This window comes from Pseudomonas arvensis, from assembly GCF_056688935.1.
In genome coordinates, this window is the sequence record NZ_CP162038.1 from 1,571,955 (window position 1) to 1,596,038 (window position 24,084).

Here is a 24,084-nt window from a genome sequence, read left to right on the forward strand (position 1 = left end):
ATCAGTTCTCCAGAACGTCGAGCAGACCGAGGGGCAGCGGTACGTCCATGGTTTTATCGAACAGCAGATAAAGACCGACGCTCATCAATGTGATGATCACCGCACCGGGCAGCCAGCGGCCGCCATACAGCCGTGCCATCGGAATGCCAATCAGCATGCTGCTGAGGATGAAACCCAAGGATTCGAAAGTGCCGGCAAACACCAGCAACAAGGCCACGCAGATCCCGATCTTGATCAGGGTGGGTCGGTCCAGCGCGGGTTCATCGTCGGTGTGTTTGGTCGGTTGCGGACGAATCAGCATGTAAACCAGTGCCAGGCCCATCAGCCCGAGCAGCAGCAATGGGAAGGCCCTTGGGCCTACGGGCTCGTAGGAAAAAGCCGCCTGATACGGCCAGGCCATCAGCGCCAGGCCGACACAGGCCAGTAACAGCACGGCCGCGAAAATGCGTTGTAAGAGCATGGGAAACTCCTGAGCCACGTCTGTGCTCTGCACAGACGTGGCTGCGCGAACAGGGGGTCGATTACTGGATCAGGCCGAACTCTTTGGCCAACACTTTGTAGTCAGCCACCTGTTTCTTCACGTAGGTGTCCAGCTCCGGGCCGGTCATGGCGAACGGGAACAGCTCGCGCTGGTCGCGCAGCTTGGCGAACTCTTCGGAGGCCAGCAGTTTGTCGAACGCGTCTTTCCACCAGGCGTAGTCGGCATCGCTGACTTTTGGCCCGAGGTAGAAGCCGCGCACCACTGGCCAGACGATGTCGTAGCCTTGCTCCTTGGCGGTCGGAATGTCCTTCATTTCCGGCTCGTCCAGGCGCTTCTCGGAGAACACCGCCAGCAGGCGCATGTCGCCACTCAGGATGTGCGGCATGGAGTCGGAGATGTCGGTACTGCCCACCTGGATGTGACCACCGAGCAGGGCCGTAGCGATTTCGCCGCCGCCTTCGAGGGCCACATACCGCAGCTCGCGGGGGTTGATCCCGGCAGCCTTGGCGATCAGGGCGGTTTGCATCCAGTCCTGGCTGCCGACGGTGCCGCCGGAACCGATCACCACGCTGCCCGGATCTTTCTTCAAAGCTTTTACGAGATCGTCGAGGGTCTTGTAGGGCGAATCACTTTTCACTGCGATAGCCCCGTAGCTGGTGCCCACGGCTGCCAACCAACGCACGGCGCTTTCATCAAAACGACCGAACTTGCCTTGTGCCAGGTTCAACAGCGAACCGCTGGACCAGGCCACCAGAGTGCCCGCATCGGCAGGGCGCTGGGCGACCACCGCGTTGTAAGCCACCGCACCCACGCCGCCAGGCATATAGGTCACGCGCATCGGCTTGCTCAGTAACTTCTGGTTGACCAGCGCGCTTTGCGCCAGTTTGCAGGTCAGGTCAAAACCACCGCCGGGGGAGGCCGGGGCGATGCATTCCGGGCGCTTGGGTTCATCGGCGGCCAACAGTTGGCCGGCAAACAGCATGCAGCCGGCGGCGAGGGCAAACTTACGCAGTGAAGGGGTCATGGTTATCTCCGTCTTTTTTTGTTGTGAGGTTCTACTGCCTGAGCACCCTTACCAAAGGGCAACGCTGTAGCTGATCAGTACGCGCATTTCATCCGCGTCACGGGCCGAATAGTTGGAGCGGTAGGTGGCGTTGCGCAGGCGTACGGCAACGTCTTTGAACGTACCGGTTTGCACCACGTACTTGATCTCGGTGTTGCGCTCCCACTCTTTGCCGGTTTCGCCGTTCTTGAGCTTGATGTTGTCACCCGACAGGTAACGGCTCATGAAACTCAGGCCGGGAATGCCCAGCTTGGCGAAGTCGTAGTCATAGCGCGCCTGCCAGGAACGCTCGTCGGCACCGGCAAAGTCGTTGATCTGAACGAAGTTGACCAGGTACGGGTCACTGCCATCCACATACGGGAAGGCGCTGTCGCCGGACATGTGCTGGTAGCCGGCGCTGAGCTTATGGCCATTGAGGGCATAGCTGAACAGGCCGTTGAGAGAGGTGTTGTCGATCTTGCCGCCACGGGCGGCACCCGTGTCATCACTGATGGCCAGGCGCAGGTCGGTGGCGAAGGTGCCGGGGCCCATCGGGCGTGCGGCTACCAGGCCGAGGAAGTGCTGGCGGTACACGTCGTCGAGTTGGGCGAAGTGGTAGCTGCCGGTGATCTTGTCGGCAAACTTGTAGTCCACGCCACCGAAGTTGAAGTGCTTGCCGGTGGCGCCACTGAGGAAGCGGCTGTTCTTGTTGTTGAGGGCGATGTCCTCGTAGTTGCTGTCGTCGCGGTCCTTGGCTTTGTCCAGGCGGCCGCCGGTGAACGTCAGGTTCTTGAATTCCCTGGAGGTCAGCAGGCCACCGTTGAACGTCTGCGGCAGGATGCGGCCGTCGTTGGGCTTGAGGATCGGCAGTTCAGGCATCAGCGAGCCGATCTTCAACTCGGTGGCGGAGATCTTCACCTTGCCGGTCAAACCCAGCTTGGAATACTCATCGGCGGCGCGACCATCGTCATGGGTCGGCAGCAGGCCGGTGCCGGTGCGGTCGGGGCTGGAGTCGAGCTTGACCCCGAGCATGCCCAGCGCATCCACGCCAAAACCGACGGTGCCGTCGGTGTAGCCTGATTGCAGGTTGAGCATGAAGCCCTGGGCCCATTCGTCGCGCTTGGATTGCTGCGCACTGGTGCCATCGCGAAAGTCGCGGTTGAAGTACATGTTGCGGGTTTCCAGAGTCGCGCTGCTGTCTTCGAAGAAGGCAGCCTGGCTAAGCGGCGAAAAGCCGGCAAGGGCCGCGGCACTGGCAAGGGCGGTGTGGGTCAGGCGGGAAAAACGAACAGGCGGGCAAGCCTGGGGCTGGGTCGACAGCATCGTGGTGCACTCCGTTATTGTTCTTATTCTGGCGAAAACGCATCGAGGCGTTTTTCGGGCGCTACGGTTGAGGTAGCTGGGCAGGCAGGGCCTACCGTGTCTGGATGCTAAAGGGCGAAGCTTTCACTAACCTTTCAACTGCCTTTCAATGTTTTCGGGCTTCACAGGGCAGGCGGCGCCTGTAAACTGCCCGCCAAGGCGTGGCATCGACCACCCATGAACGAGGTAGAAATCCATGCGTGTCCTCCTGGTTGAAGACCATCTGCAACTTGCCGAAAGTGTCGCCCAGGCGCTCAAGAGCACGGGTTTGACCGTCGATGTACTGCACGATGGCGTGGCCGCAGACCTGGCCTTGAGCAGCGAGGAATACGCGGCGGTGATCCTTGATGTGGGGCTGCCGCGCATGGACGGTTTCGAGGTGCTGGCCCGTCTGCGCGCCCGTGGAAAAAATCTGCCGGTGCTGATGCTGACCGCCCGCAGCGATGTGAAAGACCGCGTGCATGGCCTCAATCTGGGCGCCGATGACTACCTCGCCAAACCTTTCGAATTGACGGAGCTGGAAGCACGGGTCAAGGCACTGCTGCGCCGCAGTGTGCTGGGCGGCGAGCGCCAGCAGGCCTGTGGCGTGCTGGTGTACGACCTCGATACGCGGCGCTTCACCGTGGGCGGCGAGCTGATGACCCTGACCTCCCGCGAGCAAGCCGTGCTCGAAGCGTTGATCGCCCGGCCCGGCCGGGTGATGAGCAAGGAGCAACTCGCGTCCCAGGTGTTCGGCCTGGACGAAGAGGCCAGCCCGGATGCTATCGAAATCTACGTGCATCGCCTGCGCAAGAAACTCGATGGCCAGCCCATCGCCATCGTGACCTTCCGAGGCCTCGGCTACCTGCTGGAAGCCCGCGATGCATAAGCCCAGCAGCCTGCGCTGGCGCCTGTTGTGGAACCTGGCGCTGTTGCTGGTGCTGCTGATGCTGGCCAGCGGCATGAGCGCCTATTGGAACGGTCGCGAAGCCGCCGACACCGCGTACGACCGCACGCTCCTGGCCTCGGCGCGGACCATCGCCGCTGGGCTGACCCAAGTCGACGGTACCCTCAGCGCCAACGTGCCCTATGTGGCCTTGGACACCTTCGCCTACGACAGCGCCGGGCGTATCTATTACCAGGTCAATGACATCGACCAGAAGCTGATCTCCGGTTACGAGAACCTGCCCGGCCCGCCGCCTGGCACGCCGCGCACCGATGACTATCCGGCGCTTGCGCGGTTTTACAACGCCATGTATCTGGGCCAGGAGGTGCGCGTGGTCAGCCTGCTCAAGGCTGTCTCGGAGCCGAACATGAACGGCATGGCGGAAATCCGCGTGGCCGAAACCGACGAAGCCCGCGTGAGCATGGCCCGCAGCCTGATGGCCGACACCTTGCTGCGCCTGGGCATGCTGGCCATTGGCGCGTTGCTGTTGGTGTGGTTTGCCGTGAGTGCGGCGCTGCGCCCGTTGGAGCGCCTGCGCACGGCAGTCGAAGAGCGCCAGCCCGACGACTTACGGCCATTGCCGCTGGTGGAAGTGCAGCACGAGTTCGGCCCGCTGGTGCGTTCCCTCAATCACTTTACTGAACGCCTGCGCGGGCAGTTCGAACGCCAGGCGCAGTTTATCGCCGACGCCTCCCACGAACTGCGTACGCCTTTGGCGGCACTCAAGGCACGCCTGGAGCTCGGCCTGCGCGCCGAAGACCCGGTGACCTGGCGCAGCACCCTGGAAACCGCAGCCCAAGGCACCGACCGTCTGACCCATTTGGCCAATCAATTACTGTCCCTGGCGCGTATCGAAAACGGCGCCCGAGCAATTGCCGAAGGTGGCGCGCAGTTGCTGGATTTGAGCCAGTTGGCCCGCGAGCTGGGCATGGCCATGGCGCCATTGGCCCATGCACGTGGTGTGGCGTTGGCGCTGGAGGCCGACGAGCCGGTGTGGTTGCGCGGCGAGCCGACGCTGCTGAACGAATTGCTGAGCAACCTGGTGGACAACGCCCTGGCCCACACGCCGCCGGGCGGCAACGTGATTCTGCGGGTGACGGCGCCGGCGGTATTGGAGGTGGAAGATGACGGCCCAGGTATTCCGCTGGATGAGCGCGACCGGGTGTTCGAGCGCTTCTACCGCCGCAGCCAGCAAGGCATGGGCTCCGGCCTGGGGCTGGCGATTGTCGGCGAAATCTGCCGCGCCCATCTGGCGCAGATCAGCCTGCACGATGGTGCGCAGGCGGGGTTGAAGGTGCGGGTGAGTTTTATCGCCGGTTGATCAATCGAACATCGAGCGGGCTTCATCCAGCTCTGCGCGCAGTTTTTCGCTGTAGGGGTCGACGCGCAGTTTCTTCATTGCCGGCACGTTGGAGACTTCTACCCTTGCCAAAGGGTGGTCGGTGCCGTGGTGGCAGTACAGCACGGCGATCTGCACCAGGTCGATGTAGTCGAGGCTGGCGGAGTCGCGCTCCAGGTTCAGGTACTGGCCCGGCAGTTTCGCCAGCATTTCCGGGAAGTCCCAGCCGCTGAGCAATTTGTCACCCAGTGCCGGGTGGATGCTGTCGATCACATGGTTGAGGCTGACCGGATCCGACAGCAGTTCGTAATGGTCTTCGGCGTAGGTCAGGATCGGCAGCACGCCGATCTGATGCACCAAGCCGCCCAGCGCAGCCTGGTCCGGCTTGAGCTGGCTGTGGCTGCGGCACAGGGCATAGCTGACGCCCGCCACTTCCAGGCTGCGGCGCCACACATCGCGCATTTTCTGTTCTACCGTTTCGGAGCGGGCATGGAAGATCTGTTCCATCACCAGGCCGATGGCCAGGTTGCTGCTGTAGTTGGTGCCCAGCCGGGTGATGGCGGTGTGCAGGTCGGTGACTTCCTGGGTGGCGCGCAACAGCGGACTGTTGACCACTTTGATCAGGCGCGCCGACAGCGCGGTGTCGCGACCGATGACTTTGCTCAAGTGGCTGATGCTGATTTCCGGGTCTTCAGCGGCCTGACGGATGTTCAGGGCCACTTCCGGCAATGTCGGCAGAACCAGGTCATCGTTGTTGATGGCCTTAACCAACGCCTGTTGGATTTTTTCCGCCAGTTTGTTCATTCATGCTCTCTAGGGTGCTGCAAAAAGGTACGGCGACTAACGCTGGATTTCTCGATCGCGGTCGAGAGTGTAAGGCAGCTCAAGCAGCTGCAAAACGGGGCCTTCCAGCGTGCCTAAGTGCACATCGCCACTATCGGCTGCTTCGGCTTGCAATACGGCCAGAAGTTCAATCACTTGGTCAGCTTTTGCGGCAATCACCACTTCGCCGATCGAGCTGTTGTGGCTGGGTGAAAACAGCGGGGTGCCTGGCTCGGGCATGTCAGCCGCGTTGAGGCTCAGGCGATACAAGCGACGCTTGAGTTTGCCCAGGTACTGCATGCGCGCGACGATTTCCTGGCCGGTGTAGCAACCTTTCTTGAAGCTCACGCCGCCCACCGCTTGCAGGTTGAGCATCTGCGGGATGAAGACTTCGCGGGTTTGCGGCATGACCTGGCCGATGCCGGCGCGGATCTGGCCGAGCAGCCATTCGTTCAAGTCGGCTTCCTTCAAGTGCGCGGCGAGTTGGCTGCGCACGGTGTCAGCTTGATCGGCAGGCACCCAGAGTTCGGCACGGGCTGGCGAGACGCGGATGGCGACCAGCGCTTCGGCACGCGCCACGCTGTCGGTCTCGGCCGGTAGCTCAAGGCCCAGGCTGCCAAGCGCCTGGTCAGCGTCCGATAGCCCGAAACGCACCCAGGCGGCGCTTTCGTCGGTGAGCTTGGACTTGGAGAACACTGCGTATTTCTTCAGGTCGGCCAGCTGTGGTTCCAGCAGCTCAGTGGCCATCGCCAGCAATACGCCGTCACCTTGCAGCAGGATGCGGAAGCTCGACTGCATGCGGCCTTTTTGTGTACAGCGCGCGCCGAGGCTGGCCTGGGTGTCGCTCAGGTAGTTGAGGTTGCAGGTGAGCTGGCCCTGCAGGAACTTGGCAGCGTCGGAACCGCGGACGGCCAGAACGCCTTCGTGGGACAGCGAGCAGAAAAAAGCGGAGTCAGCCATGGGTCATCGCAGGTCAAAAAGTCATGGGTGCATCATAGAGGGGCGCCCGGCAAATGGATAGTTTCCATATGGGGCGACCAAAGCCGACTGTTCCGGTGCCGTCGGGCCTGTATACTTGCGCTCTATTTGAGGAGCGCTCCATGGTCGAAGATGTAGAAATCAATCGCCTCTACTGGCACAGCCGTCGTGGCATGCTGGAACTGGATGTGTTGTTGGTGCCTTTCACCAAAGAGGTTTATGCGACGCTCAATCAGGTAGATCGCGCCCTTTATGTCCGTCTGCTGGAATGCGAAGATCAGGACATGTTCGGCTGGTTCATGGAACGCGCCGAATCGGAAGATCCTGAGCTGCAGCGTATGGTTCGGATTATTCTGGACCGTGTTCAGCCCAAGTAATCGCTATGAATGCCGCTGGCAGGCCTCACGGCTGTTGCTGGCGGCGTATGTGCTTGCCCAGCTGTTCGCGCTGGGCGCCTGTTTGATCCTCGATGTTCCCTTTGCTTTCCTTGGCGTGCTGGTGTGCCTGGCCCATGCGGCCTGGGTGCTGCCACGTCATATCCTCTTGACCCACCGCTCGTCGGTTGTTGGCCTGCGTCGTGATGAGGAGGGTTGGCAGTTGTTCAGTCATGAGCGGGGATGGCACAGCGTGCAGTTGCGCCCTGACAGCCTGGCGTTGCCGCTGATTGTCGTGTTGCGCTATCGGGTGCAGGGCGAGTGGTGGCTGCGTTCGGTCTGTGTGCCGCGGGATTCGCAGGTCGCCGATGTGCATCGGCGCCTGCGGGTACGCCTGAAGTTCAGCCGCCGTAGGTGGTTGGCACCAGAATAGTGTCGCGGGCCTCGGGCAACATCTGCGGATAGTCGAGGGTGTAATGCAGGCCCCGGCTTTCCTTGCGCTCCATGGCCGAGCGAATCATCAGTTCAGCGACCTGCGCCAGGTTGCGCAATTCGATCAGGTCACGACTGACTTTATAGTTGCTGTAGAACTCATCAATCTCATCGAGCAGCAAACGCACGCGGTGCTGAGCCCGTTGCAGGCGCTTGTTGGTGCGCACGATCCCCACGTAGTCCCACATGAAACGCCGCAGTTCGTCCCAGTTGTGGGCGATGATCACGTCTTCGTCAGAATCGGTGACCTGGCTGGCATCCCAGCGGGGCAGGGCGGCTGGCACGGGGATGCGCGGCAGTTGGTCGAGAATGTCCGCAGCGGCTGAGCGGGCATAAACAAAGCATTCGAGCAACGAGTTGCTGGCCATGCGGTTGGCGCCGTGCAGGCCGGTGAAGCTGGTTTCGCCGATCGCATACAGGCCGGGCACGTCGGTGCGGCCATGCTGGTCGACCATCACGCCGCCGCAGGTGTAGTGCGCGGCCGGCACCACGGGGATCGGGCCTTTGGTGATATCGATGTTGAACGCCAGGCAGCGCTCATAGACGGTGGGGAAGTGGGTCTTGATGAAGTCTTCCGGTTTGTGGCTGATGTCCAGGTATACGCAGTCGACGCCCAGGCGTTTCATCTCGTGGTCGATGGCGCGGGCCACGATATCCCGTGGGGCCAGTTCGGCACGTGGGTCGAAGCGCTGCATGAAGCGTTCGCCATTTGGCAGTTTAAGGTGTGCACCTTCTCCGCGCAGGGCTTCAGTGATCAGGAAACTCTTGGCCTGTGGGTGATACAGGCACGTCGGATGGAATTGATTGAATTCCAGGTTGGCGACCCGGCAGCCCGACCGCCAGGCCATGGCGATGCCGTCACCGCAAGCGCCGTCGGGGTTGCTGGTGTAGAGGTAGACTTTGGCCGCACCGCCCGAGGCGAGAATCGTGAAGCGTGCGCCATAGGTGTCGACTTCGCCGCTGGCGCGGTTGAGCACGTAGGCGCCGAGGCAGCGCTCGCCGTCCAGGCCCAGGCGTTTTTCGGTGATCAGGTCCACGGCGACGCGTTGCTCCAGCAATTCGATGTTGGGGCGCTGGCGAGCCTGGTCGAGCAGGGTCTTGAAGATCGCGGCACCGGTGGCGTCGGCGGCGTGGATGATGCGGCGGTGGCTGTGGCCGCCTTCGCGCGTGAGGTGGAATTCGAAGCCGCCGTCGTCACTGCTCGCGTGTTCGTCTCGGGTAAACGGCACGCCCTGGTCGATCAGCCATTGGATCGCCTCGCGGCTGTGCTCGACGGTAAAACGCACCGCGTCTTCGTTGCACAGGCCGCCGCCGGCGTTAAGGGTGTCTTCGACGTGGGATTGCACCGTATCGGTGTCATCCAGCACAGCGGCTACGCCGCCCTGGGCCCAGAATGTGGAGCCGTTGGCCAGGTCGCCTTTGCTCAGGACCGCAATGCGCAGATGGCTGGGAAGGGTCAGCGCAAGGCTCAATCCGGCCGCGCCGCTGCCGATCACCAGGACATCGTGTTGAAACTGTTGGCTCATTTGAAGGATTCCGCAAAAAGCGATCCAGAGGACAGGCGCAAACAGGACGCCTGGATCGGCGAATCAAAGGGTCACACGGGCCACTAGTATATAGAGGGGGGGAGCGGCACAATAGCCAGGCATTCGTGGCAATGTGAGATTACGGTGCACGGCTTGGGTAAAATCAGCTGGTTATTGAGGTGGGAACTTTTTGCATAAGCCCTGACTCAATAGCAGGTTGCCCGAAAGCTGGGAAACGTTGAGTTTATTGGCCCGTCGGGAGCATTGGACGCGTCAGAAAACCGGCGACAAGATTATTCGCGCAGCCGGCGTTACCCGCGCTGCGTTTTTCGTGCGTGCCAAATCAGTGCATGCCGGAAACTTGCTTGAAGGGGGAGAACTTTTGCGAAAAGTCCGAGTCTATGTTTGCAAGCCTGATCGTTTAGTTATGCAAGCCTCCTTCAAGTACAACGAGGAGTGTTCATGCTAACCCAGGAAGAGGATCAGCAGCTGGTCGAGCGCGTTCAACGCGGCGACAAGCGGGCATTTGATCTGCTAGTGCTGAAATACCAGCACAAAATTCTCGGGTTGATCGTGCGGTTTGTGCACGACACCCATGAAGCGCAGGACGTTGCACAAGAGGCCTTTATCAAGGCCTACCGTGCACTGGGCAATTTCCGCGGTGACAGTGCGTTTTATACGTGGCTGTACCGCATCGCCATCAACACGGCGAAGAACTATCTGGTGTCTCGCGGACGCCGCCCACCGGATAGTGATGTTAGTTCGGAAGATGCAGAATTTTACGATGGTGATCACGGCCTCAAAGATCTCGAGTCGCCGGAGCGTGCATTGCTGCGCGACGAAATTGAAGGCACCGTCCATCGCACTATTCAGCAATTGCCAGAAGATTTGCGTACAGCGTTAACTTTACGTGAATTCGATGGTCTGAGTTACGAAGACATTGCGAGCGTCATGCAGTGTCCGGTGGGGACTGTAAGGTCACGGATTTTCCGGGCCCGGGAAGCCATCGATAAAGCCTTGCAACCGTTGTTGCAAGAGAACTAAAGACAGCGGCGACAGCCAAGAGAGGAACCGCCATGAGTCGTGATGCCCTGCAGGAATCGCTGTCCGCAGTGATGGATAACGAAGCGGATGAACTGGAACTTCGTCGAGTGCTCAACGCATTTGATGATGCCGAAACCCGTGATACCTGGTCTCGTTACCAAGTCGCTCGGGCGGTGATGCACAAGGATCTTCTAATCCCTCGTCTGGATATTGCTGCGGCCGTTTCTGCTGCGCTGGCCGATGAAGCCGTTCCGGCAAAAGCTGCTCGTGGTCCTTGGCGTAGCCTCGGTCGCCTGGCAGTCGCTGCCTCGGTGACAGTTGCAGTGCTTGCCGGTGTTCGCCTGTACAACCAGGACGATATTGCTGGTGCCGAACTGGCCCAACAGACTCAGCAACCGGTCATGGCCGGTCCGCAAGTCAAAGGCCCAGCAGTACTGGCAGGCTACAAGGAAAGCTCGGACACCACCGGTCCTATGGCCAACGGTGTACTTCAAGGGCAATCCGGCTGGCAAGATCAGCGTCTTCCAGGTTACCTGCGCCAACACGCACAGGAATCGGCCCTGAAAGGCACTGAAAGCGCTCTGCCATACGCTCGCGCTGCAAGCCTGGAAAACCGCTAAACCGCTAGGGAGCATTATGCGCGCCATACCGCTCCTTACGCTGTTGCTCAGTGGTTGGTTTGCACTACCCGCCCATGCCGATGAAGCCCAAGACTGGCTGACTCGACTTGGGCGTGCCGAGCAGAAACAAAGCTTTGAAGGTACGTTCGTCTACGAGCGTAACGGCAGTTTTTCCACTCATGACATCTGGCATCGCGTCCAGAATGGTCAGGTCCGCGAGCGGCTTTTGCAGCTTGATGGTTCTGCACAGGAAGTTGTGCGAGTGGATGGTCATACCCGATGTGTCAGCGGCACGCTGGTCGCCGGCCTTGGCAATTCGCCTGATGCCCCTTCGCGCTCCCTTGATCCGCAAAAACTCAATCAATTCTATGAGCTGGCCGTCATCGGAAAATCCCGCGTGGCCGGTCGTAATGCAGTCATTGTGTCGATCGCGCCGCGTGATCAATACCGTTATGGGTTTGAACTTCACCTGGATCGTGAGACCGCACTGCCACTTAAGTCCTTGTTGCTGAACGATCAAGGTCAGTTGCTGGAGCGCTTTCAGTTCACCCGCCTGGATACGTCCACCGCGCCCAGTGATCGAGACTTGCAGCCCAGCAGCGAGTGCACATCGATTGCCGTCGCCGACACAAAGGCGCCAGAAGTCGAGCCCACCGAGGCTTGGCACTTGGAGTGGTTGCCACCGGGTTTTCAGTTGGCCAATAGTAGTGCGCGTAAGGATCCCCATACCAAAGTCACGGTCGACAGTCTGATGTATGAAGATGGGCTGGCGCGCTTTTCGGTGTTTCTTGAACCGATCAGCGATGTGAGCGTGACCGAGACTCGCACCCAGTTAGGCCCTACGGTTGCAGTGTCCCGTCGTCTTAATACGGTGGACGGCGAAATGATGGTGACGGTCGTTGGTGAAATTCCTATCGGTACCGCCGAGCGTATCGCGCTGTCGGTGCGCGGTGAAAAAAAGGCCCCCACCCAGCCGTGAGTTGTTAATCCTATGTTCATCCGGCTCTTTCACTGTACGTCCATGCCAGGTTGGCTGCCGAGAGCATGAAATGTCTGGATCAGCATTTTCACTTGCAAAAAACCCCCATGTTTTTTATAGGTCAGGGCTTGTCGGCTCTGGCCTTGTTTTGTTCGCGGAACAAAAATGTCGGTCGCAGTTTTCGGCGTTTTTTGAACCCTGTCGCTCAACCCTGCTCGTCGTAACGGGAGCTGTATGTCGATACCACGTTTGAAATCCTACCTATCCATCGTCGCAACGGTGCTTGTGCTGGGCCAGGCCGTGCCTGCGCAAGCGGTCGAGTTGCCTGATTTCACCCAATTGGTTGAGCAAGCCTCGCCAGCCGTAGTGAACATCAGCACCACGCAGAAACTGCCGGATCGCAAAGTGTCGAATCAGCAGATGCCTGACCTGGAAGGCCTGCCGCCGATGTTGCGCGAGTTCTTCGAGCGAGGCATGCCACAACCCCGCACGCCTCGTGGCGGCGGTGGCGGTCAGCGTGAAGCGCAGTCCCTGGGCTCGGGCTTCATCATTTCCCCTGATGGCTATATCCTCACCAACAACCACGTAATTGCCGACGCCGATGAGATTCTCGTGCGCCTGGCCGACCGTAGCGAGCTGAAAGCCAAGCTGGTGGGTACCGATCCTCGTTCCGACGTTGCGCTGCTGAAGATCGAAGGCAAGGACCTGCCGGTGCTGAAACTGGGCAAATCCCAGGACCTGAAAGCTGGGCAGTGGGTTGTGGCCATCGGTTCGCCGTTTGGTTTTGACCACACTGTGACCCAGGGCATCGTCAGCGCCATTGGCCGCAGCCTGCCGAACGAAAACTACGTGCCGTTCATCCAGACCGACGTGCCGATCAATCCGGGTAACTCAGGTGGTCCGCTGTTCAACCTGGCCGGTGAAGTGGTGGGTATCAACTCGCAGATCTACACCCGTTCCGGCGGCTTCATGGGCGTGTCGTTCGCTATCCCGATCGACGTCGCCATGGATGTTTCCAACCAGCTGAAAAGCGGTGGCAAGGTCAGCCGTGGTTGGTTGGGCGTGGTGATCCAGGAAGTGAATAAAGACCTTGCTGAGTCCTTCGGTCTCGACAAACCGGCCGGCGCCCTGGTTGCACAGATCCAGGATGATGGCCCTGCCGCCAAAGGCGGGTTGCAAGTCGGCGACGTGATCCTGAGCATGAATGGCCAGCCGATTGTCATGTCGGCAGACCTGCCACATCTGGTAGGTGCACTGAAGGCGGGCAGCAAGGCCAAGCTGGAAGTGATTCGTGAGGGCAAGCGCCAGAACGTTGAGCTGACCGTAGGCGCCATCCCTGAAGAGGGTGCCACCCTGGACGCCCTGGGCAATAACAAGCCGGGGGCTGAGCGCAGCAGTAACCGCCTGGGTATTGCAGTGGTTGAGCTGACCGACGAGCAGAAGAAAACTTTCGACCTCAAGGGCGGCGTAGTGATCAAGGAAGTGCAGGATGGCCCCGCTGCCTTGATCGGCCTGCAGCCAGGCGACGTGATCACCCACCTGAACAATCAAGCAATCGACACCACCAGGCAGTTCACCGACATCGCCAAAGCGCTGCCGAAGAATCGCTCGGTGTCGATGCGTGTGCTGCGTCAGGGGCGTGCCAGCTTCATTACCTTCAAGCTGGCCGAGTAATCCGCTAAGCCAATAAAAAGCCCCGCCGTCGGTTAACGATGGCGGGGCTTTTTTATGGGTGATGGGTTTAGCCCATCATCCCTTTTACCAGACGTTCCTGTTCGATCAGCTCACGTTGGCGTGCGTCGATACGTGACGACAGCGGGAAGTTGCTGCCCGCGCGGCGCTTGGCGAAATCCAATTGCTGAATCGCCTGCTGGAAGTCACCCACCAGGGCAAAGTATTCGGCGCGTGCTTGATGCAGGCCGATGATGTTGCCTGACAACCCACGGGTCTCGGCGACTTGATACCACACGTCTGGATCGTCTGGGCGGGACTTGAGCAAGCCGTCCAGGGCCTTTTCCGCGTCGGCTGTACGATTCTGTTTCAGCAGCAAGTCGACCCGGATCTGATTCAGTGGGTAGTTGCCAGGGTATTGGGTCAACATCCGATCGGTGCGTTGCTGGGCATCGGGCAGATGGCTGTTGTCTATATCCAGCTGGATCTGCGCCAGGTTGTACGTGATGTCATTGGGTGCTTTGGCCAGCAAGGGCTGCAGGCTCTCTCGCGCCAGCTTGAACTGTGAGGCCTTGATTTGGGCGATGGCCAAGCCATAGCGCGCCACATCGTTTTTCGGGTTCTCGTCCAGTTGCGCCTGGAAGCGCTTGGCGGCGAGTCCCGAGGTGTCCTCATATTGCAGCTGCACCCGTGCGCGGATCAGTTGGTAGCGCAGGCTGTCCTCCTTGCCACCGGGCTTGGATTGCTCGGCGCGGTTGCGGGTGTCGGCGATCCGCGATTCGGTGACCGGGTGCGTCAGCAGGAATTCCGGTGGCTTGGCGTCGAAGCGATATTGGCGTCCCAAACGCTCAAACATCGTCGGCATGGAGCGCGGGTCGTAACCGGCTTTCTCCAGGTTGACGATGCCGATACGGTCCGCCTCTTGTTCATTCTGCCGAGAAAACCGCCGTTGTTCCTGGATCGCCGCCGCCTGGGTGCCGGCAATCGCAGCAATGCCCGCATCGCCTGCGCCGGCGGCTGCCGCGATGATGCCGCCAAGCAGGGCAGCCATCATCGGGATTTGCATGCGCTGTTGCGCTTCAACACCCCGGGCGAAGTGGCGTTGGGATAAGTGAGCCAATTCGTGGGCCAGCACCGAGGCGTACTCGCCTTCGGTCTGGGCGTTGAGAAACAGGCCGCCGTTCACGCCGACGATGCCGCCTGGCGCGGCAAAGGCGTTGAGCTGCGGGCTGTTGATCAGGATGAACTCCAGGCGTCGGTCGTTCACCTGGCTGGTTTCTACCAGCTTGTACACGCTGGTTTCGACGTAATCCTTGAGTTGCGGGTCGTTCAGTTGGGAAACCTGCCCGCGCAGATAAGCCAGCCAGGCACGGCCCAATTGAAATTCCTGTTGTGGCGAGACAATGGCAGAACTGGCGTCGCCAAGCGACGGCAGGTCGTCAGCAAAGCCCGGAGAGGCCAGCAGGCAAGCCAGCGTCAGCAGGGTAGGGCGCAAAAAAGTCATGCACAGAGCCTTTGGACAAAGAGGTTACTGTAGCCGGACACTGAGCGTCGGACCAGATATTCTAAGCGCCCCGAACGCTTGCCCGGAGTAAACCCATGACCGACGCTGTAGCCTTTGATGCCGAGCTTGACGCCAGCGGCCTCAATTGCCCGTTGCCTTTGCTGAAGGCCAAGCTGGAATTGAATCGATTGGCCAGCGGTGCTGTGCTCAAGGTGATCGCCACGGACGCAGGCTCCCAGCGCGATTTCCGCACCTTTGCCAAACTGGCCGGCCACACCCTGCTGCATGAAGAAGATGTCGCCGGTGTTTACCGTTACTGGTTGCGCAAGGCCTGAGCCGCTGCCCCTACCAACCGAGGTTGATTGATGTTCAAAGTGTTACGAGACTGGATCCAGCGCTACTTCTCCGATGAAGAGGCTGTGGTGCTGGCCGTCCTGCTGTTCCTGGCCTTTACTGCCGTGCTCACCCTGGGCGGCATGCTGGCGCCCGTACTCGCGGGGATGGTGCTGGCTTACCTGATGCAGGGCCTGGTCACTACCCTTGAACGCTTGCGCTTGCCAGGTGGTGCGGCGGTGGGGCTGGTATTTGCCTTGTTCATGGGCCTGCTGGTGGTGTTTGTCGTAGTGGTGTTGCCGCTGCTGTGGCATCAACTGATTACGCTGTTCAATGAGCTGCCGGGCATGCTTGCCAAGTGGCAGTCGCTGTTGCTGCTGTTACCGGAGCGCTACCCGCATCTGGTGTCGGATGAGCAGGTGTTGCAGGCTATCGAAGTGGCGCGCGGCGAAATCGGAAAATTCGGGCAATGGGCGCTGACGTTTTCCCTGTCCAGTCTGCCGCTGCTGGTCAACATCATGATCTACCTGGTGCTCGTTCCGATCCTGGTGTTCTTCTTCCTCAAGGACCGCGCAATGATCGGTCGCTGGGTGAGTGGCTACCTGCCGCGTGAGCGAGCGCTGATCACGCGGGTGGCCGAGGAGATGAACCGCCAGATCGCCAACTACATTCGTGGCAAAGTCATCGAAATCATCATCTGCGGCGGCGTTACCTACATCGCCTTTATTGCCCTGGACCTGAATTACGCGGCCTTGCTGGCATTGCTGGTCGGTATTTCAGTGGTGGTGCCGTATGTCGGTGCGGTGGTGGTGACGGTGCCGGTGACACTGATTGCCCTGTTCCAGTGGGGTTGGAGTGACCAGTTCATCTACTTGATGGCGGTGTACGGGATCATCCAGACACTGGATGGCAACGTGCTCGTGCCGCTGCTGTTCTCGGAGGCGGTCAACCTGCACCCAGTGGCGATCATCTGCGCGGTGTTGTTGTTTGGCGGGTTGTGGGGATTCTGGGGAGTGTTCTTTGCGATTCCCCTGGCAACGCTGTTCAAGGCGGTGCTGGATGCATGGCCACGGCAGGAGCCCGTTGTTGCGCCATTATTGTAGTGAGCGGGCTTGCCCCGCGCCGGGCTGCGGAGCAGCCCCGATAAAAAAACGCCGCGTTCTTACAGAAAGAACGCGGCGTTTGGTTTTAGGGTTGCTACGCAGCCCAGCGCGGGGCAAGCCCGCTCACAACAATAAGTCAGCTGTTCAGAGTCTGTGCTGCTGCCAATACGGCATCCACATGCCCAGGCACTTTCACCCCACGCCATTCCTGACGCAGCACGCCATTCTTGTCGATGAGGAAGGTGCTGCGATCCACGCCAAGGTATTCCTTGCCATACAGCTTTTTGAGTTTGATCACATCAAACAGCTGGCAGACCGCTTCGTCCTTGTCGCTGATCAGCTCAAAGGGGAATTCCTGCTTGCCCTTGAAGTTCTCGTGGGACTTCACGCTGTCGCGCGACACGCCAAACACTTCGGTGTTGGCCGCCTTGAACGCCGCGTATTGGTCACGAAAACCCTGGCCTTCGGTCGTGCAGCCCGGAGTGCTGTCCTTCGGATAGAAGTAGATCACCACCTGCTTGCCCTTGAGGGCGGCAAGGCTGAAGGTCTGGCCACTGGTGGCCTGGGCTTCGAAGTCGGCTACGGGTTGGTCGATGACTACTGCCATGGGTACTTCCTTACATTGGGTTCTGTGGGCGCCATGGTTCGATCAACGCGTCTAGGTTCAGGGCGTCGGCGAAATCCAGGAATTGGTCGCGAAGCCAACTGATCTGCACACCGGCCGGCAAGGTCACGGTAAAGGTGGCGTTGAGCATGGTGCCGCCGGTTTGCGGGGCCTGGTAGGTGTCACAGGTCAGGTTTTCCAATTCGACGTTGTGGTCGATAAAGAACTGGCACAGCTCATTGACGATGTCCGAGCGGTAGGCTGAGCTGACGTAAGCGACGTATGGCAGCGCTTGCGGGCGATTTTCCAGCGCGGCGCTGCGCACAACATTGACGGTGAAGTCATGCTTCTTGGCCAGGCCCGGCAGGCCGGTTTCCAGGCGTGCCAGGGCGTCCCAGGTGCCGGATATCTGCAGGACCAGCGCACTGCACTCGCCGTGGCGGGTCAGGCGGGAAGTCACGACGGCGCAGCGGTTTTCATGGCTGGCGCGGCACAGGACGTTGGTCAGCTCCATGGGGTTGGCGCCGAGGGCACTGATAACAAGGAATTGTTCGCGAACTGTGGGGGTGGACATGCAGCCTTCCTAAACGATGAGCGGTCGATACTCTGAGAGCCGTATCGATCAAAGCATGAAGGGTAGCGAAAAGCGCCGCCAAGGGATAGGAGGTGGCGTTTTCATTACGTGAACGGCGTGATTACACCCCGCTGTAACCCTTGCTTTCATCCAATGATGGCATTGCCCATCGTTTAGTTGCCCCATAACGCATCCTCACGCGGTACTTCGCTTGTACAAGCATCTTGGCGCCAGTACCATTACGGCTCTCTTTTTCCGGCAGGAGCGGTTGCATGATTGCGGGCAGTATGGTGGCACTGGTCACACCCATGGATGCACAAGGTCATCTCGACTGGGACAGCCTGGGCAAACTGGTGGACTTCCACCTGCAAGAAGGCACCAACGCCATTGTGGCGGTCGGCACCACAGGTGAATCGGCCACCCTCGATGTGGAAGAACACATTCAGGTGATCGAGTTCGTGGTCAAGCGTGTCGCGGGCCGTATTGCCGTCATTGCCGGTACGGGCGCCAACTCGACGCGTGAAGCGATCGAGCTGACCAAGAACGCCAAGAAGGCCGGCGCCGACGCTTGCCTGCTGGTAACCCCGTACTACAACAAGCCGACTCAGGAAGGCTTGTACCAGCACTTCAAAGCCATTGCCGAAGCTGTGCAGATCCCGCAGATCCTCTACAACGTACCGGGCCGCACCGCCTGCGACATGCAGGCCGCGACCGTGATCCGCCTGTCCACCGTGCCGAACATCATCGGCATCAAGGAAGCCACTGGCGACCTGCAGCGCGCCAAGGACATCCTGGCCGGCGTGAGCAGCGATTTCCTGCTGTATTCCGGTGACGACGCCACGGCTGTCGAGCTGATCCTGCTGGGCGGCAAGGGCAACATCTCCGTGACCGCCAACGTGGCCCCACGCGCCATGAGCGACATGTGCGCCGCTGCCATCGCTGGCGACGCCGTGACCGCCCGTGCGATCCACGAGAAGCTGATGCCGCTCAACAAGACACTGTTTATCGAATCCAATCCTATTCCCGTGAAATGGGCGCTGACTGAAATGGGCATGATGCCGGACGGTATCCGTCTGCCGCTCACCCGCCTCAGCGAAGCCTGTCACGAACCGCTGCGACAGGCCCTGCGCCAGTCCGGCGTCCTGGTTTAATTGAGGAAGCACTACGCATGAAGCGATTGGCCGGACTTTCCGCACTTGCCTTGATTATCTCCAGCACCAGTGGCTGCGGTTGGATCTGGGGCCCGGAAGGCTACTTCCGTGACCGCGGCAGCGATTACCTGGAAGCACAAGCAACCAAACCGATGCAATTGCCGCCGGACGTCAACGTCGCCAAGCGCCTTGACCCGTTGCTGCCGATTCCACGCAACGTCGCCGACGACACCACTAAAGGTGAGTACGTGGTGCCACGTCCGCAGCCGATCTCGGCCGTGGCGGACGCCAGCGACTACAGCTTGCAGAAGAGCGGTGATTCCCGCTGGATCGTGGCTCAGCGTCCACCTGCCGAAGTCTGGCCAGTGGCCGTGCAGTTCTTCCAGGACAACGGTTTCCGTATTGACGAGCAGCGCCCGCAGACCGGTGAATTCACCACGGCATGGCAGCAAGGCAACGAGCTGTCCGCCACGATGGCCAAACGCTTGCAGGCCGGCGGTGTTGCTGCTGACAGCGAAGCCCGCGTGCGTGTGCGCATCGAGCCAGGTGTGCAGCGCAACACCAGTGAAGTCTACGTCGTGAGCGCCGAGCGTCCTGCCGGCAGCACGGCCAACGTCGACTTCACCAACCGCTCGGTCAACACCGGCGTTGACTCGGCGCTGGTCGACGAAATGCTGGCCAGCATGAGCCGTATCTCCGAGAAGGGCGGTTCCGTTTCCCTGCTCGCCGCCCGTGATTACGACACCCCGAGCCGCGTCAGCCTCACCGAGGACGGCAGCGGCAACGTGGTGCTGAACCTGGGCGAAGACCTGGATCGTGCCTGGGCCAGCGTCGGTCGCGCCCTGGAGCAGGGCCCTTGGCGTGTTGAAGACATCAACCGCAGCCTGGGCCTCTACTACATCAACGTGGCTGAAAAGGCCGAGCGTAAAGACGACGAGCCTGGTTTCTTCGGCAAGCTGTTCGGCAGCCAGCCGACCAAGGAAGAAATCGAGACCCGCGCCGAGCGTTATCAGGTTCGCTTGAGCAAGGTTGGCGAGACCGTGCAGGTCACCGTCGAGAAGAACATCAACACCGTTGCGCCAGCTGAAACAGCGCGCAAAGTGTTGGGTGTGATTCAGGACAACCTGGGCTGATCCGATGCGTTTTGCTGTTCTCGGTAGCGGTAGCCAAGGGAACGGCACGCTGGTCGCCCACGACGACACGTACGTATTGGTGGATTGTGGTTTCTCGTTAAAAGAAACCGAGCGGCGCCTGCTGCGCCTGGGGGTTCACCCCGCGCAGCTGAGCGCGATTCTGGTGACCCACGAACATGCCGACCACGTGCATGGCGTGGGTTTGCTGTCTCGGCGCTACAATCTTCCGGTGTACCTGAGTCGCGGCACCTTGCGCGGGATGCGCAAACCCATTGAACCCGCAGGTTTCCTGGCTGGCGGTGAGCAATTGCAAATCGGCGCCTTGAGCATCGATGTGATTGCCGTGGCGCACGACGCCCAGGAGCCGACGCAGTATGTATTCAGTGATGGCCAGCGGCGCTTCGGCGTGCTGACCGACTTGGGTTCCTACTGCGCGAAGGTGCTGGACGGTTACCGGAACCTCGATGCCTTGATGATCGAGTCCAACCACTGCCGAGACCTGCTGGCTCGCGGTCACTACCCCTACTTTCTCAAGCAGCGGGTGGGCGGCGAACTGGGACATTTGAACAACCATCAGGCGGCGTACCTGGTGTATGAGTTGGGCTGGCAAGACCTGCAACACCTGGTCCTGGCCCACCTGAGCAGCAAGAACAACCTGCCGACGCTTGCCCGGCAATGTTTTGTCGACACCCTCGGGTGCGACCCGGACTGGCTGCAACTGGCCGATCAAGATTCAGGGCTCGACTGGCGACATATCGCCTAGCCCACCTCACTCAAAGCGGAGCCCATCATGGAAAAACGTGAAGAACTCTACCGCGGCAAAGCCAAGTCGGTGTACAAGACCGACGACGCCAACCGCCTGATCCTGCTGTTTCGCAACGACACTTCGGCGTTCGACGGCAAGCGCATCGAACAACTTGATCGCAAAGGCATGGTGAACAACAAGTTCAACGCCTTCATCATGCAGAAACTCGAAGAGGCCGGTATTCCGACCCAATTCGACAAACTGCTGGGCGACAACGAGTGCCTGGTGAAGAAGCTGGACATGATCCCGGTCGAATGCGTCGTACGTAACTACGCCGCCGGCAGCCTGGTCAAGCGCCTGGGTGTGGAGGAGGGCCTCAAGCTCAACCCTTACACCTTCGAACTTTTTCTGAAGGACGACGCCAAGGGCGACCCGTTCATCAACGAGTCCCACGTCGTGGCATTCGGCTGGGGCACCGCTGAACAACTGGCCCGCATGAAAGAGTTGTCCCTCAAGGTCAACGACGTGCTGAACAAACTGTTCGACGACGCCGGCCTGCTGCTGGTCGATTTCAAACTGGAATTCGGCGTATTCCACGACGGCTCCATCGTCCTGGGCGACGAATTCAGCCCGGACGGCTGCCGCCTGTGGGACAAGGACACCAAGAAGAAGATGGACAAAGACCGCTTCCGCCAAGGCCTCGGTGACGTTATCGAAGCCTACGAAGAAGTCGCCAATCGTCTCGGCGTACCGCTGTAATCGACGCAAGCATCTGATAGCACGGAAAAAAATCGCTTCGGCGCTTTGCTTTCCTGATCCACGCTGTTATGATGCGCGCCGTTGGAGAGATGCCAGAGTGGCCGAATGGGACGGATTCGAAATCCGTTGTACCTTCACCGGTACCTAGGGTTCGAATCCCTATCTCTCCGCCATTACACAGAACAAGCCCCGTAGCTGAATAAGCTACGGGGCTTTTTCGTTTCCGGCGTTTGCTTGGGCCGTTTGCCATTCGAAATTCGTACTACTCAACGGATGCATCTTTCTTCTGTGTTTCCACGATGCTGCCTACAGGTATACCGTTGTGGCCCCGCCTGCACTTCACTATCGTTTGGTTTGTGCGAGACAGGCCCTGCGTTCAGGGCTCTGGCTTCGTTGTCACGTGCATCTCACCTCAAACGGCAAAGGAAATGCGTAATGAGCAAGAACACAAAACAAACCTCCGAAAAAATGGCGACCCTCGCAGCTGAAACCCTCGGTAATCCGAAGGCTTCAGCCATCGCCAAAAGTCTTGCCGCGTCAGCACTGGCCCAGAGTGGTACGGATAAGCAGACAAGTGCGGAGATGGAGGCGAAAGCTGGCAAGGCGCTTCACAGTCATAAGTACAGCGATGAGACGAAAGCCCTTGCCGCCTCGGTCCTCTCTCAATCCAATAAAGAGCGCAGAAGCTGAGCTAAGACCCTCTGGCCAAAGAACTCTTTACTCATGGACCGCCTTACTTGGCTAAGGCTGTCCATTTTTCACTAGGAATGCTCATCAGTTTCCGTCCCGCCTAAAGTCCTCCCTCACGCGGCCGAAATGCTGTCATACGATGTCGTATCCCTAATAAGAGTGCCCCCCTAAATGTCCCTTCGCAGCCTGTCCATCGCCCGCCGTGCGGGTTTGGGTTTTGCCTTGATTGCTTTGCTCGTGGCCCTGCTGGGTTTTTTTGCGCTGTCGAACATGGCAAGTATCCGCGCCAGTGCGGTGCAGGTGGAAAGTGGGCTGGTGCCGAAGATGCGGCTGGTGGCTGACATTCGCGAGATTATGTTGCGCATTCGTACGATTTCTTTGCGGATGGCGTTGGACCCCAGCCCTACGAGCCTCCCGCAATACCGCAGTCAGATGGATACCCGCAGCCAGGACCTGACGAAACGGCTGGCTGACCTCGATAAGGTGATCGACACGCCTGAGGTGCGCACGCTCTATGACCAGTTCCAGGTTTCGCTGCGCCAGTACCAACAGGGCTTGGCGCAGTCGTTCATCCTTGCCGATAAACAGCAGGGCGCCGAACTCAACAAGCTGCTGCTGGTGGACATGAAAACTGTGGTCGATGGCTCCGGCGCCCAGCTCAACGCACTCGCCGACTACTACAACGCCCAGATCAACCAACAGGGGCAGGTGGCCGAGTCGCAGTACAGTCGTTCGCGCACCATGGTGTTTGGCTTCGTGATCCTGGCGGGCCTGAGCACGGTGGCCCTGGCCTGGCTCCTCACGCGTAGCATTGTCGGTCCGTTGGGGCAGGCCATGCGCGCAGCCGAAAACGTGGCCCGAGGCGACCTGACCCAGACGGTGGAGGTCAGTGGAAACGACGAGGTAACCCGCCTGCTCGTAGCCCTGCACTCCATGCAAGGCAGCCTGCGCAGCACCTTGCAACTGATCCGGCAGTCGGCGGCACAGATGGCGGCCTCTGCCACCGACCTCAACGGCATTACCGACCAGAGCAGCCGCAGCCTGCAACAGCAGACGGCTGAGATCGAGCAGGCGGCGACGGCGGTCAATGAAATGACTTCGGCCGCTGAAGAAGTCGCGCGCAATGCGGTGTCCACCTCCGAATCCACCCGCCTGTCCAATGAAACCGCGCGTGAAGGTCAGCACCGCGTCGGTGAAACGGTCAGCGCGATTCAGGCCCTGAGCAGCAATATCGGCGAGACTTCGACCCTGGTGCAGAACCTGGCTGAGCAATCGCGGGACATCGGCAAAGTGCTCGATGTGATTCGTTCCATCGCCGAGCAGACCAACCTGCTGGCACTTAACGCCGCCATCGAGGCGGCGCGGGCCGGTGAGTCCGGGCGTGGCTTCGCGGTGGTCGCCGATGAGGTTCGTGCACTGGCCCATCGCACCCAGCAATCGACCCTTGAAATCGATCAGATGGTCACTGCCATGCGCACCGGCTCCAACGATGCATTGACCTCGATGCAGTCGAGCTCCCAGCGCGCCGCCGACACCCTGACCCTGGCCGAAGGGGCGGGTGGCGCCTTGAGTCAGATCACCAACTCCATCGACCAGATTCATCAACGCAACCTGGTCATCGCCAGCGCTGCCGAGGAGCAAGCCCAGGTGGCCAAGGAAGTGGACCGCAACATCGTCAATATCCGCGACCTGTCGGCGCAGTCGTCTTCCGGCGCCGGGCAGATCAACGGCTCAAGCCAGGAGCTGGCGCGGTTGGCGGTGGCGCTCAACGACGCGGTCGCACGGTTTCAGTTGTAGTGAGGTCAGGTTGAGGGCGTGCAGCCTACGCAGGTG

Annotated in this window: 25 protein-coding genes, 1 tRNA gene and 1 pseudogene; 18 read left to right on the plus strand and 9 right to left on the minus strand. The window is 60.1% G+C overall.

The window, feature by feature from the left end:
• Position 1: 1 nt before the first annotated feature.
• The 3 genes from AB3G88_RS07165 to AB3G88_RS07175 all read right to left on the minus strand — a co-directional run bounded on the left by AB3G88_RS07165 (position 2) and on the right by AB3G88_RS07175 (position 2,846).
• Positions 2-460: a tripartite tricarboxylate transporter TctB family protein gene (locus AB3G88_RS07165; protein WP_480453547.1), complete on the minus strand. Its 459-nt coding sequence runs from the start codon at positions 458-460 to the stop codon at positions 2-4.
• A gap of 61 nt (positions 461-521) precedes the next feature.
• Entirely contained in the window at positions 522-1,505 is a 984-nt protein-coding gene (locus AB3G88_RS07170) for a Bug family tripartite tricarboxylate transporter substrate binding protein (RefSeq protein ID WP_099587508.1), read from the minus strand.
• 48 nt (positions 1,506-1,553) lie between these two features.
• Positions 1,554-2,846: an OprD family porin gene (locus AB3G88_RS07175; RefSeq protein ID WP_480453548.1), complete on the minus strand. Its 1,293-nt coding sequence runs from the start codon at positions 2,844-2,846 to the stop codon at positions 1,554-1,556.
• A gap of 235 nt (positions 2,847-3,081) precedes the next feature.
• Between AB3G88_RS07175 and AB3G88_RS07180 the strand changes: the two genes are divergently transcribed.
• Together AB3G88_RS07180 and AB3G88_RS07185 are read left to right on the plus strand one after the other, a co-directional pair.
• Entirely contained in the window at positions 3,082-3,753 is a 672-nt protein-coding gene (locus AB3G88_RS07180) for a two-component system response regulator TctD (protein WP_099587506.1), read from the plus strand.
• On the plus strand, positions 3,746-5,131 hold the full coding sequence (locus AB3G88_RS07185) for a two-component system sensor histidine kinase TctE (RefSeq protein WP_480453549.1): 1,386 nt from the start codon (positions 3,746-3,748) through the stop codon (positions 5,129-5,131). The genes AB3G88_RS07180 and AB3G88_RS07185 overlap by 8 nt, the downstream gene beginning before the upstream one ends.
• Here AB3G88_RS07185 and AB3G88_RS07190 read toward each other — a convergent pair whose 3' ends face one another.
• Both AB3G88_RS07190 and ygfZ read right to left on the minus strand, forming a co-directional pair.
• Complete coding sequence (locus AB3G88_RS07190) at positions 5,132-5,953, minus strand: HDOD domain-containing protein (protein ID WP_099587504.1); 822 nt, start codon at positions 5,951-5,953, stop codon at positions 5,132-5,134.
• 36 nt (positions 5,954-5,989) lie between these two features.
• A complete protein-coding gene (gene ygfZ, locus AB3G88_RS07195; RefSeq protein ID WP_480453550.1) occupies positions 5,990-6,931 on the minus strand; it encodes a CAF17-like 4Fe-4S cluster assembly/insertion protein YgfZ in 942 nt (313 codons plus the stop codon).
• Positions 6,932-7,071: 140 nt separating this feature from the next.
• Between ygfZ and AB3G88_RS07200 the strand changes: the two genes are divergently transcribed.
• Positions 7,072-7,326: an FAD assembly factor SdhE gene (locus AB3G88_RS07200; RefSeq protein ID WP_099587502.1), complete on the plus strand. Its 255-nt coding sequence runs from the start codon at positions 7,072-7,074 to the stop codon at positions 7,324-7,326.
• Positions 7,310-7,756 carry a hypothetical protein gene (locus AB3G88_RS07205; protein WP_480453551.1) on the plus strand — a complete coding sequence of 149 codons (447 nt, stop codon included), beginning with the start codon at positions 7,310-7,312 and terminating at the stop codon, positions 7,754-7,756. The genes AB3G88_RS07200 and AB3G88_RS07205 overlap by 17 nt, the downstream gene beginning before the upstream one ends.
• On the opposite strand, the gene nadB is transcribed toward AB3G88_RS07205, so the two are convergent.
• A complete protein-coding gene (gene nadB / locus AB3G88_RS07210) occupies positions 7,725-9,341 on the minus strand; it encodes an L-aspartate oxidase (RefSeq protein WP_099587500.1) in 1,617 nt (538 codons plus the stop codon). The two genes, AB3G88_RS07205 and nadB, sit on opposite strands and share 32 nt — an antisense overlap.
• Before the next feature lie 462 nt (positions 9,342-9,803).
• Between nadB and rpoE the strand changes: the two genes are divergently transcribed.
• The 4 genes from rpoE to AB3G88_RS07230 all read left to right on the plus strand — a co-directional run bounded on the left by rpoE (position 9,804) and on the right by AB3G88_RS07230 (position 13,658).
• A complete protein-coding gene (gene rpoE / locus AB3G88_RS07215; RefSeq protein ID WP_003172477.1) occupies positions 9,804-10,385 on the plus strand; it encodes an RNA polymerase sigma factor RpoE/AlgU in 582 nt (193 codons plus the stop codon).
• A 32-nt stretch (positions 10,386-10,417) separates the two neighbouring features.
• Positions 10,418-11,005: a sigma-E factor negative regulatory protein gene (locus AB3G88_RS07220; protein WP_099587499.1), complete on the plus strand. Its 588-nt coding sequence runs from the start codon at positions 10,418-10,420 to the stop codon at positions 11,003-11,005.
• 16 nt (positions 11,006-11,021) lie between these two features.
• On the plus strand, positions 11,022-11,984 hold the full coding sequence (locus AB3G88_RS07225; RefSeq protein ID WP_480453552.1) for a MucB/RseB C-terminal domain-containing protein: 963 nt from the start codon (positions 11,022-11,024) through the stop codon (positions 11,982-11,984).
• Between the two features lie 234 nt (positions 11,985-12,218).
• Positions 12,219-13,658, plus strand: a complete 1,440-nt coding sequence (locus AB3G88_RS07230; protein WP_480453553.1) for a DegQ family serine endoprotease — start codon at positions 12,219-12,221, stop codon at positions 13,656-13,658.
• 67 nt (positions 13,659-13,725) lie between these two features.
• Here AB3G88_RS07230 and AB3G88_RS07235 read toward each other — a convergent pair whose 3' ends face one another.
• Positions 13,726-15,159, minus strand: coding sequence for a M48 family metalloprotease (locus AB3G88_RS07235; RefSeq protein ID WP_099587496.1), 1,434 nt, complete (start codon positions 15,157-15,159; stop codon positions 13,726-13,728).
• A 95-nt stretch (positions 15,160-15,254) separates the two neighbouring features.
• Between AB3G88_RS07235 and AB3G88_RS07240 the strand changes: the two genes are divergently transcribed.
• Together AB3G88_RS07240 and AB3G88_RS07245 are read left to right on the plus strand one after the other, a co-directional pair.
• Positions 15,255-15,494, plus strand: a complete 240-nt coding sequence (locus tag AB3G88_RS07240; RefSeq protein WP_003172483.1) for a sulfurtransferase TusA family protein — start codon at positions 15,255-15,257, stop codon at positions 15,492-15,494.
• A gap of 30 nt (positions 15,495-15,524) precedes the next feature.
• The gene (locus AB3G88_RS07245) at positions 15,525-16,595 is read left to right on the plus strand and encodes an AI-2E family transporter (protein ID WP_027604314.1); all 1,071 of its coding nucleotides are present in this window, start codon (positions 15,525-15,527) and stop codon (positions 16,593-16,595) included.
• A gap of 136 nt (positions 16,596-16,731) precedes the next feature.
• On the opposite strand, the gene AB3G88_RS07250 is transcribed toward AB3G88_RS07245, so the two are convergent.
• Together AB3G88_RS07250 and AB3G88_RS07255 are read right to left on the minus strand one after the other, a co-directional pair.
• Complete coding sequence (locus AB3G88_RS07250; RefSeq protein WP_099587495.1) at positions 16,732-17,202, minus strand: peroxiredoxin; 471 nt, start codon at positions 17,200-17,202, stop codon at positions 16,732-16,734.
• Positions 17,203-17,212: 10 nt separating this feature from the next.
• Complete coding sequence (locus tag AB3G88_RS07255) at positions 17,213-17,773, minus strand: glycine cleavage system transcriptional repressor (protein ID WP_003172487.1); 561 nt, start codon at positions 17,771-17,773, stop codon at positions 17,213-17,215.
• Between the two features lie 272 nt (positions 17,774-18,045).
• On the opposite strand from AB3G88_RS07255, the gene dapA reads away from it, so the two are divergent.
• The 8 genes and pseudogenes from dapA to AB3G88_RS07295 all read left to right on the plus strand — a co-directional run bounded on the left by dapA (position 18,046) and on the right by AB3G88_RS07295 (position 24,048).
• Positions 18,046-18,924, plus strand: coding sequence for a 4-hydroxy-tetrahydrodipicolinate synthase (gene dapA / locus AB3G88_RS07260; RefSeq protein ID WP_480453554.1), 879 nt, complete (start codon positions 18,046-18,048; stop codon positions 18,922-18,924).
• Positions 18,925-18,941: 17 nt separating this feature from the next.
• Positions 18,942-20,057, plus strand: coding sequence for an NlpB/DapX family lipoprotein (bamC, locus tag AB3G88_RS07265; RefSeq protein WP_099587493.1), 1,116 nt, complete (start codon positions 18,942-18,944; stop codon positions 20,055-20,057).
• 4 nt (positions 20,058-20,061) lie between these two features.
• A complete protein-coding gene (locus AB3G88_RS07270; RefSeq protein WP_099587492.1) occupies positions 20,062-20,820 on the plus strand; it encodes an MBL fold metallo-hydrolase in 759 nt (252 codons plus the stop codon).
• Positions 20,821-20,847: 27 nt separating this feature from the next.
• Positions 20,848-21,561 carry a phosphoribosylaminoimidazolesuccinocarboxamide synthase gene (gene purC, locus AB3G88_RS07275; protein WP_017736329.1) on the plus strand — a complete coding sequence of 238 codons (714 nt, stop codon included), beginning with the start codon at positions 20,848-20,850 and terminating at the stop codon, positions 21,559-21,561.
• An 83-nt stretch (positions 21,562-21,644) separates the two neighbouring features.
• Positions 21,645-21,734 (plus strand) — tRNA-Ser (locus AB3G88_RS07280).
• 262 nt (positions 21,735-21,996) lie between these two features.
• Positions 21,997-22,251: a hypothetical protein gene (locus AB3G88_RS07285; protein WP_480453555.1), complete on the plus strand. Its 255-nt coding sequence runs from the start codon at positions 21,997-21,999 to the stop codon at positions 22,249-22,251.
• A gap of 171 nt (positions 22,252-22,422) precedes the next feature.
• Positions 22,423-23,190 (plus strand): annotated as a pseudogene (locus tag AB3G88_RS07290) (MCP four helix bundle domain-containing protein); the annotation flags it as partial.
• Between the two features lie 48 nt (positions 23,191-23,238).
• The gene (locus AB3G88_RS07295) at positions 23,239-24,048 is read left to right on the plus strand and encodes a methyl-accepting chemotaxis protein (RefSeq protein WP_425416923.1); all 810 of its coding nucleotides are present in this window, start codon (positions 23,239-23,241) and stop codon (positions 24,046-24,048) included.
• The last annotated feature ends 36 nt before the right edge of the window (positions 24,049-24,084 follow it).

Excerpts from the sequence above, each read along its gene's own strand:
- AB3G88_RS07230 (WP_480453553.1), top strand. The coding sequence starts at position 12,219 with ATGTCGATACCACGTTTGAAATCCTACCTATCCATCGTCGCAACGGTG.
- AB3G88_RS07180 (WP_099587506.1), top strand. The coding sequence starts at position 3,082 with ATGCGTGTCCTCCTGGTTGAAGACCATCTGCAACTTGCCGAAAGTGTC.
- AB3G88_RS07285 (WP_480453555.1), top strand. The coding sequence starts at position 21,997 with ATGAGCAAGAACACAAAACAAACCTCCGAAAAAATGGCGACCCTCGCA.
- ygfZ (WP_480453550.1), bottom strand. The coding sequence starts at position 6,931 with ATGGCTGACTCCGCTTTTTTCTGCTCGCTGTCCCACGAAGGCGTTCTG.
- AB3G88_RS07235 (WP_099587496.1), bottom strand. The coding sequence starts at position 15,159 with ATGACTTTTTTGCGCCCTACCCTGCTGACGCTGGCTTGCCTGCTGGCC.
- AB3G88_RS07240 (WP_003172483.1), top strand. The coding sequence starts at position 15,255 with ATGACCGACGCTGTAGCCTTTGATGCCGAGCTTGACGCCAGCGGCCTC.
- AB3G88_RS07250 (WP_099587495.1), bottom strand. The coding sequence starts at position 17,202 with ATGGCAGTAGTCATCGACCAACCCGTAGCCGACTTCGAAGCCCAGGCC.
- AB3G88_RS07255 (WP_003172487.1), bottom strand. The coding sequence starts at position 17,773 with ATGTCCACCCCCACAGTTCGCGAACAATTCCTTGTTATCAGTGCCCTC.
- AB3G88_RS07165 (WP_480453547.1), bottom strand. The coding sequence starts at position 460 with ATGCTCTTACAACGCATTTTCGCGGCCGTGCTGTTACTGGCCTGTGTC.
- AB3G88_RS07185 (WP_480453549.1), top strand. The coding sequence starts at position 3,746 with ATGCATAAGCCCAGCAGCCTGCGCTGGCGCCTGTTGTGGAACCTGGCG.
- AB3G88_RS07295 (WP_425416923.1), top strand. The coding sequence starts at position 23,239 with ATGGCGGCCTCTGCCACCGACCTCAACGGCATTACCGACCAGAGCAGC.
- AB3G88_RS07190 (WP_099587504.1), bottom strand. The coding sequence starts at position 5,953 with ATGAACAAACTGGCGGAAAAAATCCAACAGGCGTTGGTTAAGGCCATC.
- AB3G88_RS07220 (WP_099587499.1), top strand. The coding sequence starts at position 10,418 with ATGAGTCGTGATGCCCTGCAGGAATCGCTGTCCGCAGTGATGGATAAC.
- rpoE (WP_003172477.1), top strand. The coding sequence starts at position 9,804 with ATGCTAACCCAGGAAGAGGATCAGCAGCTGGTCGAGCGCGTTCAACGC.
- AB3G88_RS07170 (WP_099587508.1), bottom strand. The coding sequence starts at position 1,505 with ATGACCCCTTCACTGCGTAAGTTTGCCCTCGCCGCCGGCTGCATGCTG.
- AB3G88_RS07225 (WP_480453552.1), top strand. The coding sequence starts at position 11,022 with ATGCGCGCCATACCGCTCCTTACGCTGTTGCTCAGTGGTTGGTTTGCA.
- nadB (WP_099587500.1), bottom strand. The coding sequence starts at position 9,341 with ATGAGCCAACAGTTTCAACACGATGTCCTGGTGATCGGCAGCGGCGCG.
- AB3G88_RS07200 (WP_099587502.1), top strand. The coding sequence starts at position 7,072 with ATGGTCGAAGATGTAGAAATCAATCGCCTCTACTGGCACAGCCGTCGT.
- AB3G88_RS07175 (WP_480453548.1), bottom strand. The coding sequence starts at position 2,846 with ATGCTGTCGACCCAGCCCCAGGCTTGCCCGCCTGTTCGTTTTTCCCGC.
- AB3G88_RS07270 (WP_099587492.1), top strand. The coding sequence starts at position 20,062 with ATGCGTTTTGCTGTTCTCGGTAGCGGTAGCCAAGGGAACGGCACGCTG.
- bamC (WP_099587493.1), top strand. The coding sequence starts at position 18,942 with ATGAAGCGATTGGCCGGACTTTCCGCACTTGCCTTGATTATCTCCAGC.
- purC (WP_017736329.1), top strand. The coding sequence starts at position 20,848 with ATGGAAAAACGTGAAGAACTCTACCGCGGCAAAGCCAAGTCGGTGTAC.
- AB3G88_RS07245 (WP_027604314.1), top strand. The coding sequence starts at position 15,525 with ATGTTCAAAGTGTTACGAGACTGGATCCAGCGCTACTTCTCCGATGAA.
- dapA (WP_480453554.1), top strand. The coding sequence starts at position 18,046 with ATGATTGCGGGCAGTATGGTGGCACTGGTCACACCCATGGATGCACAA.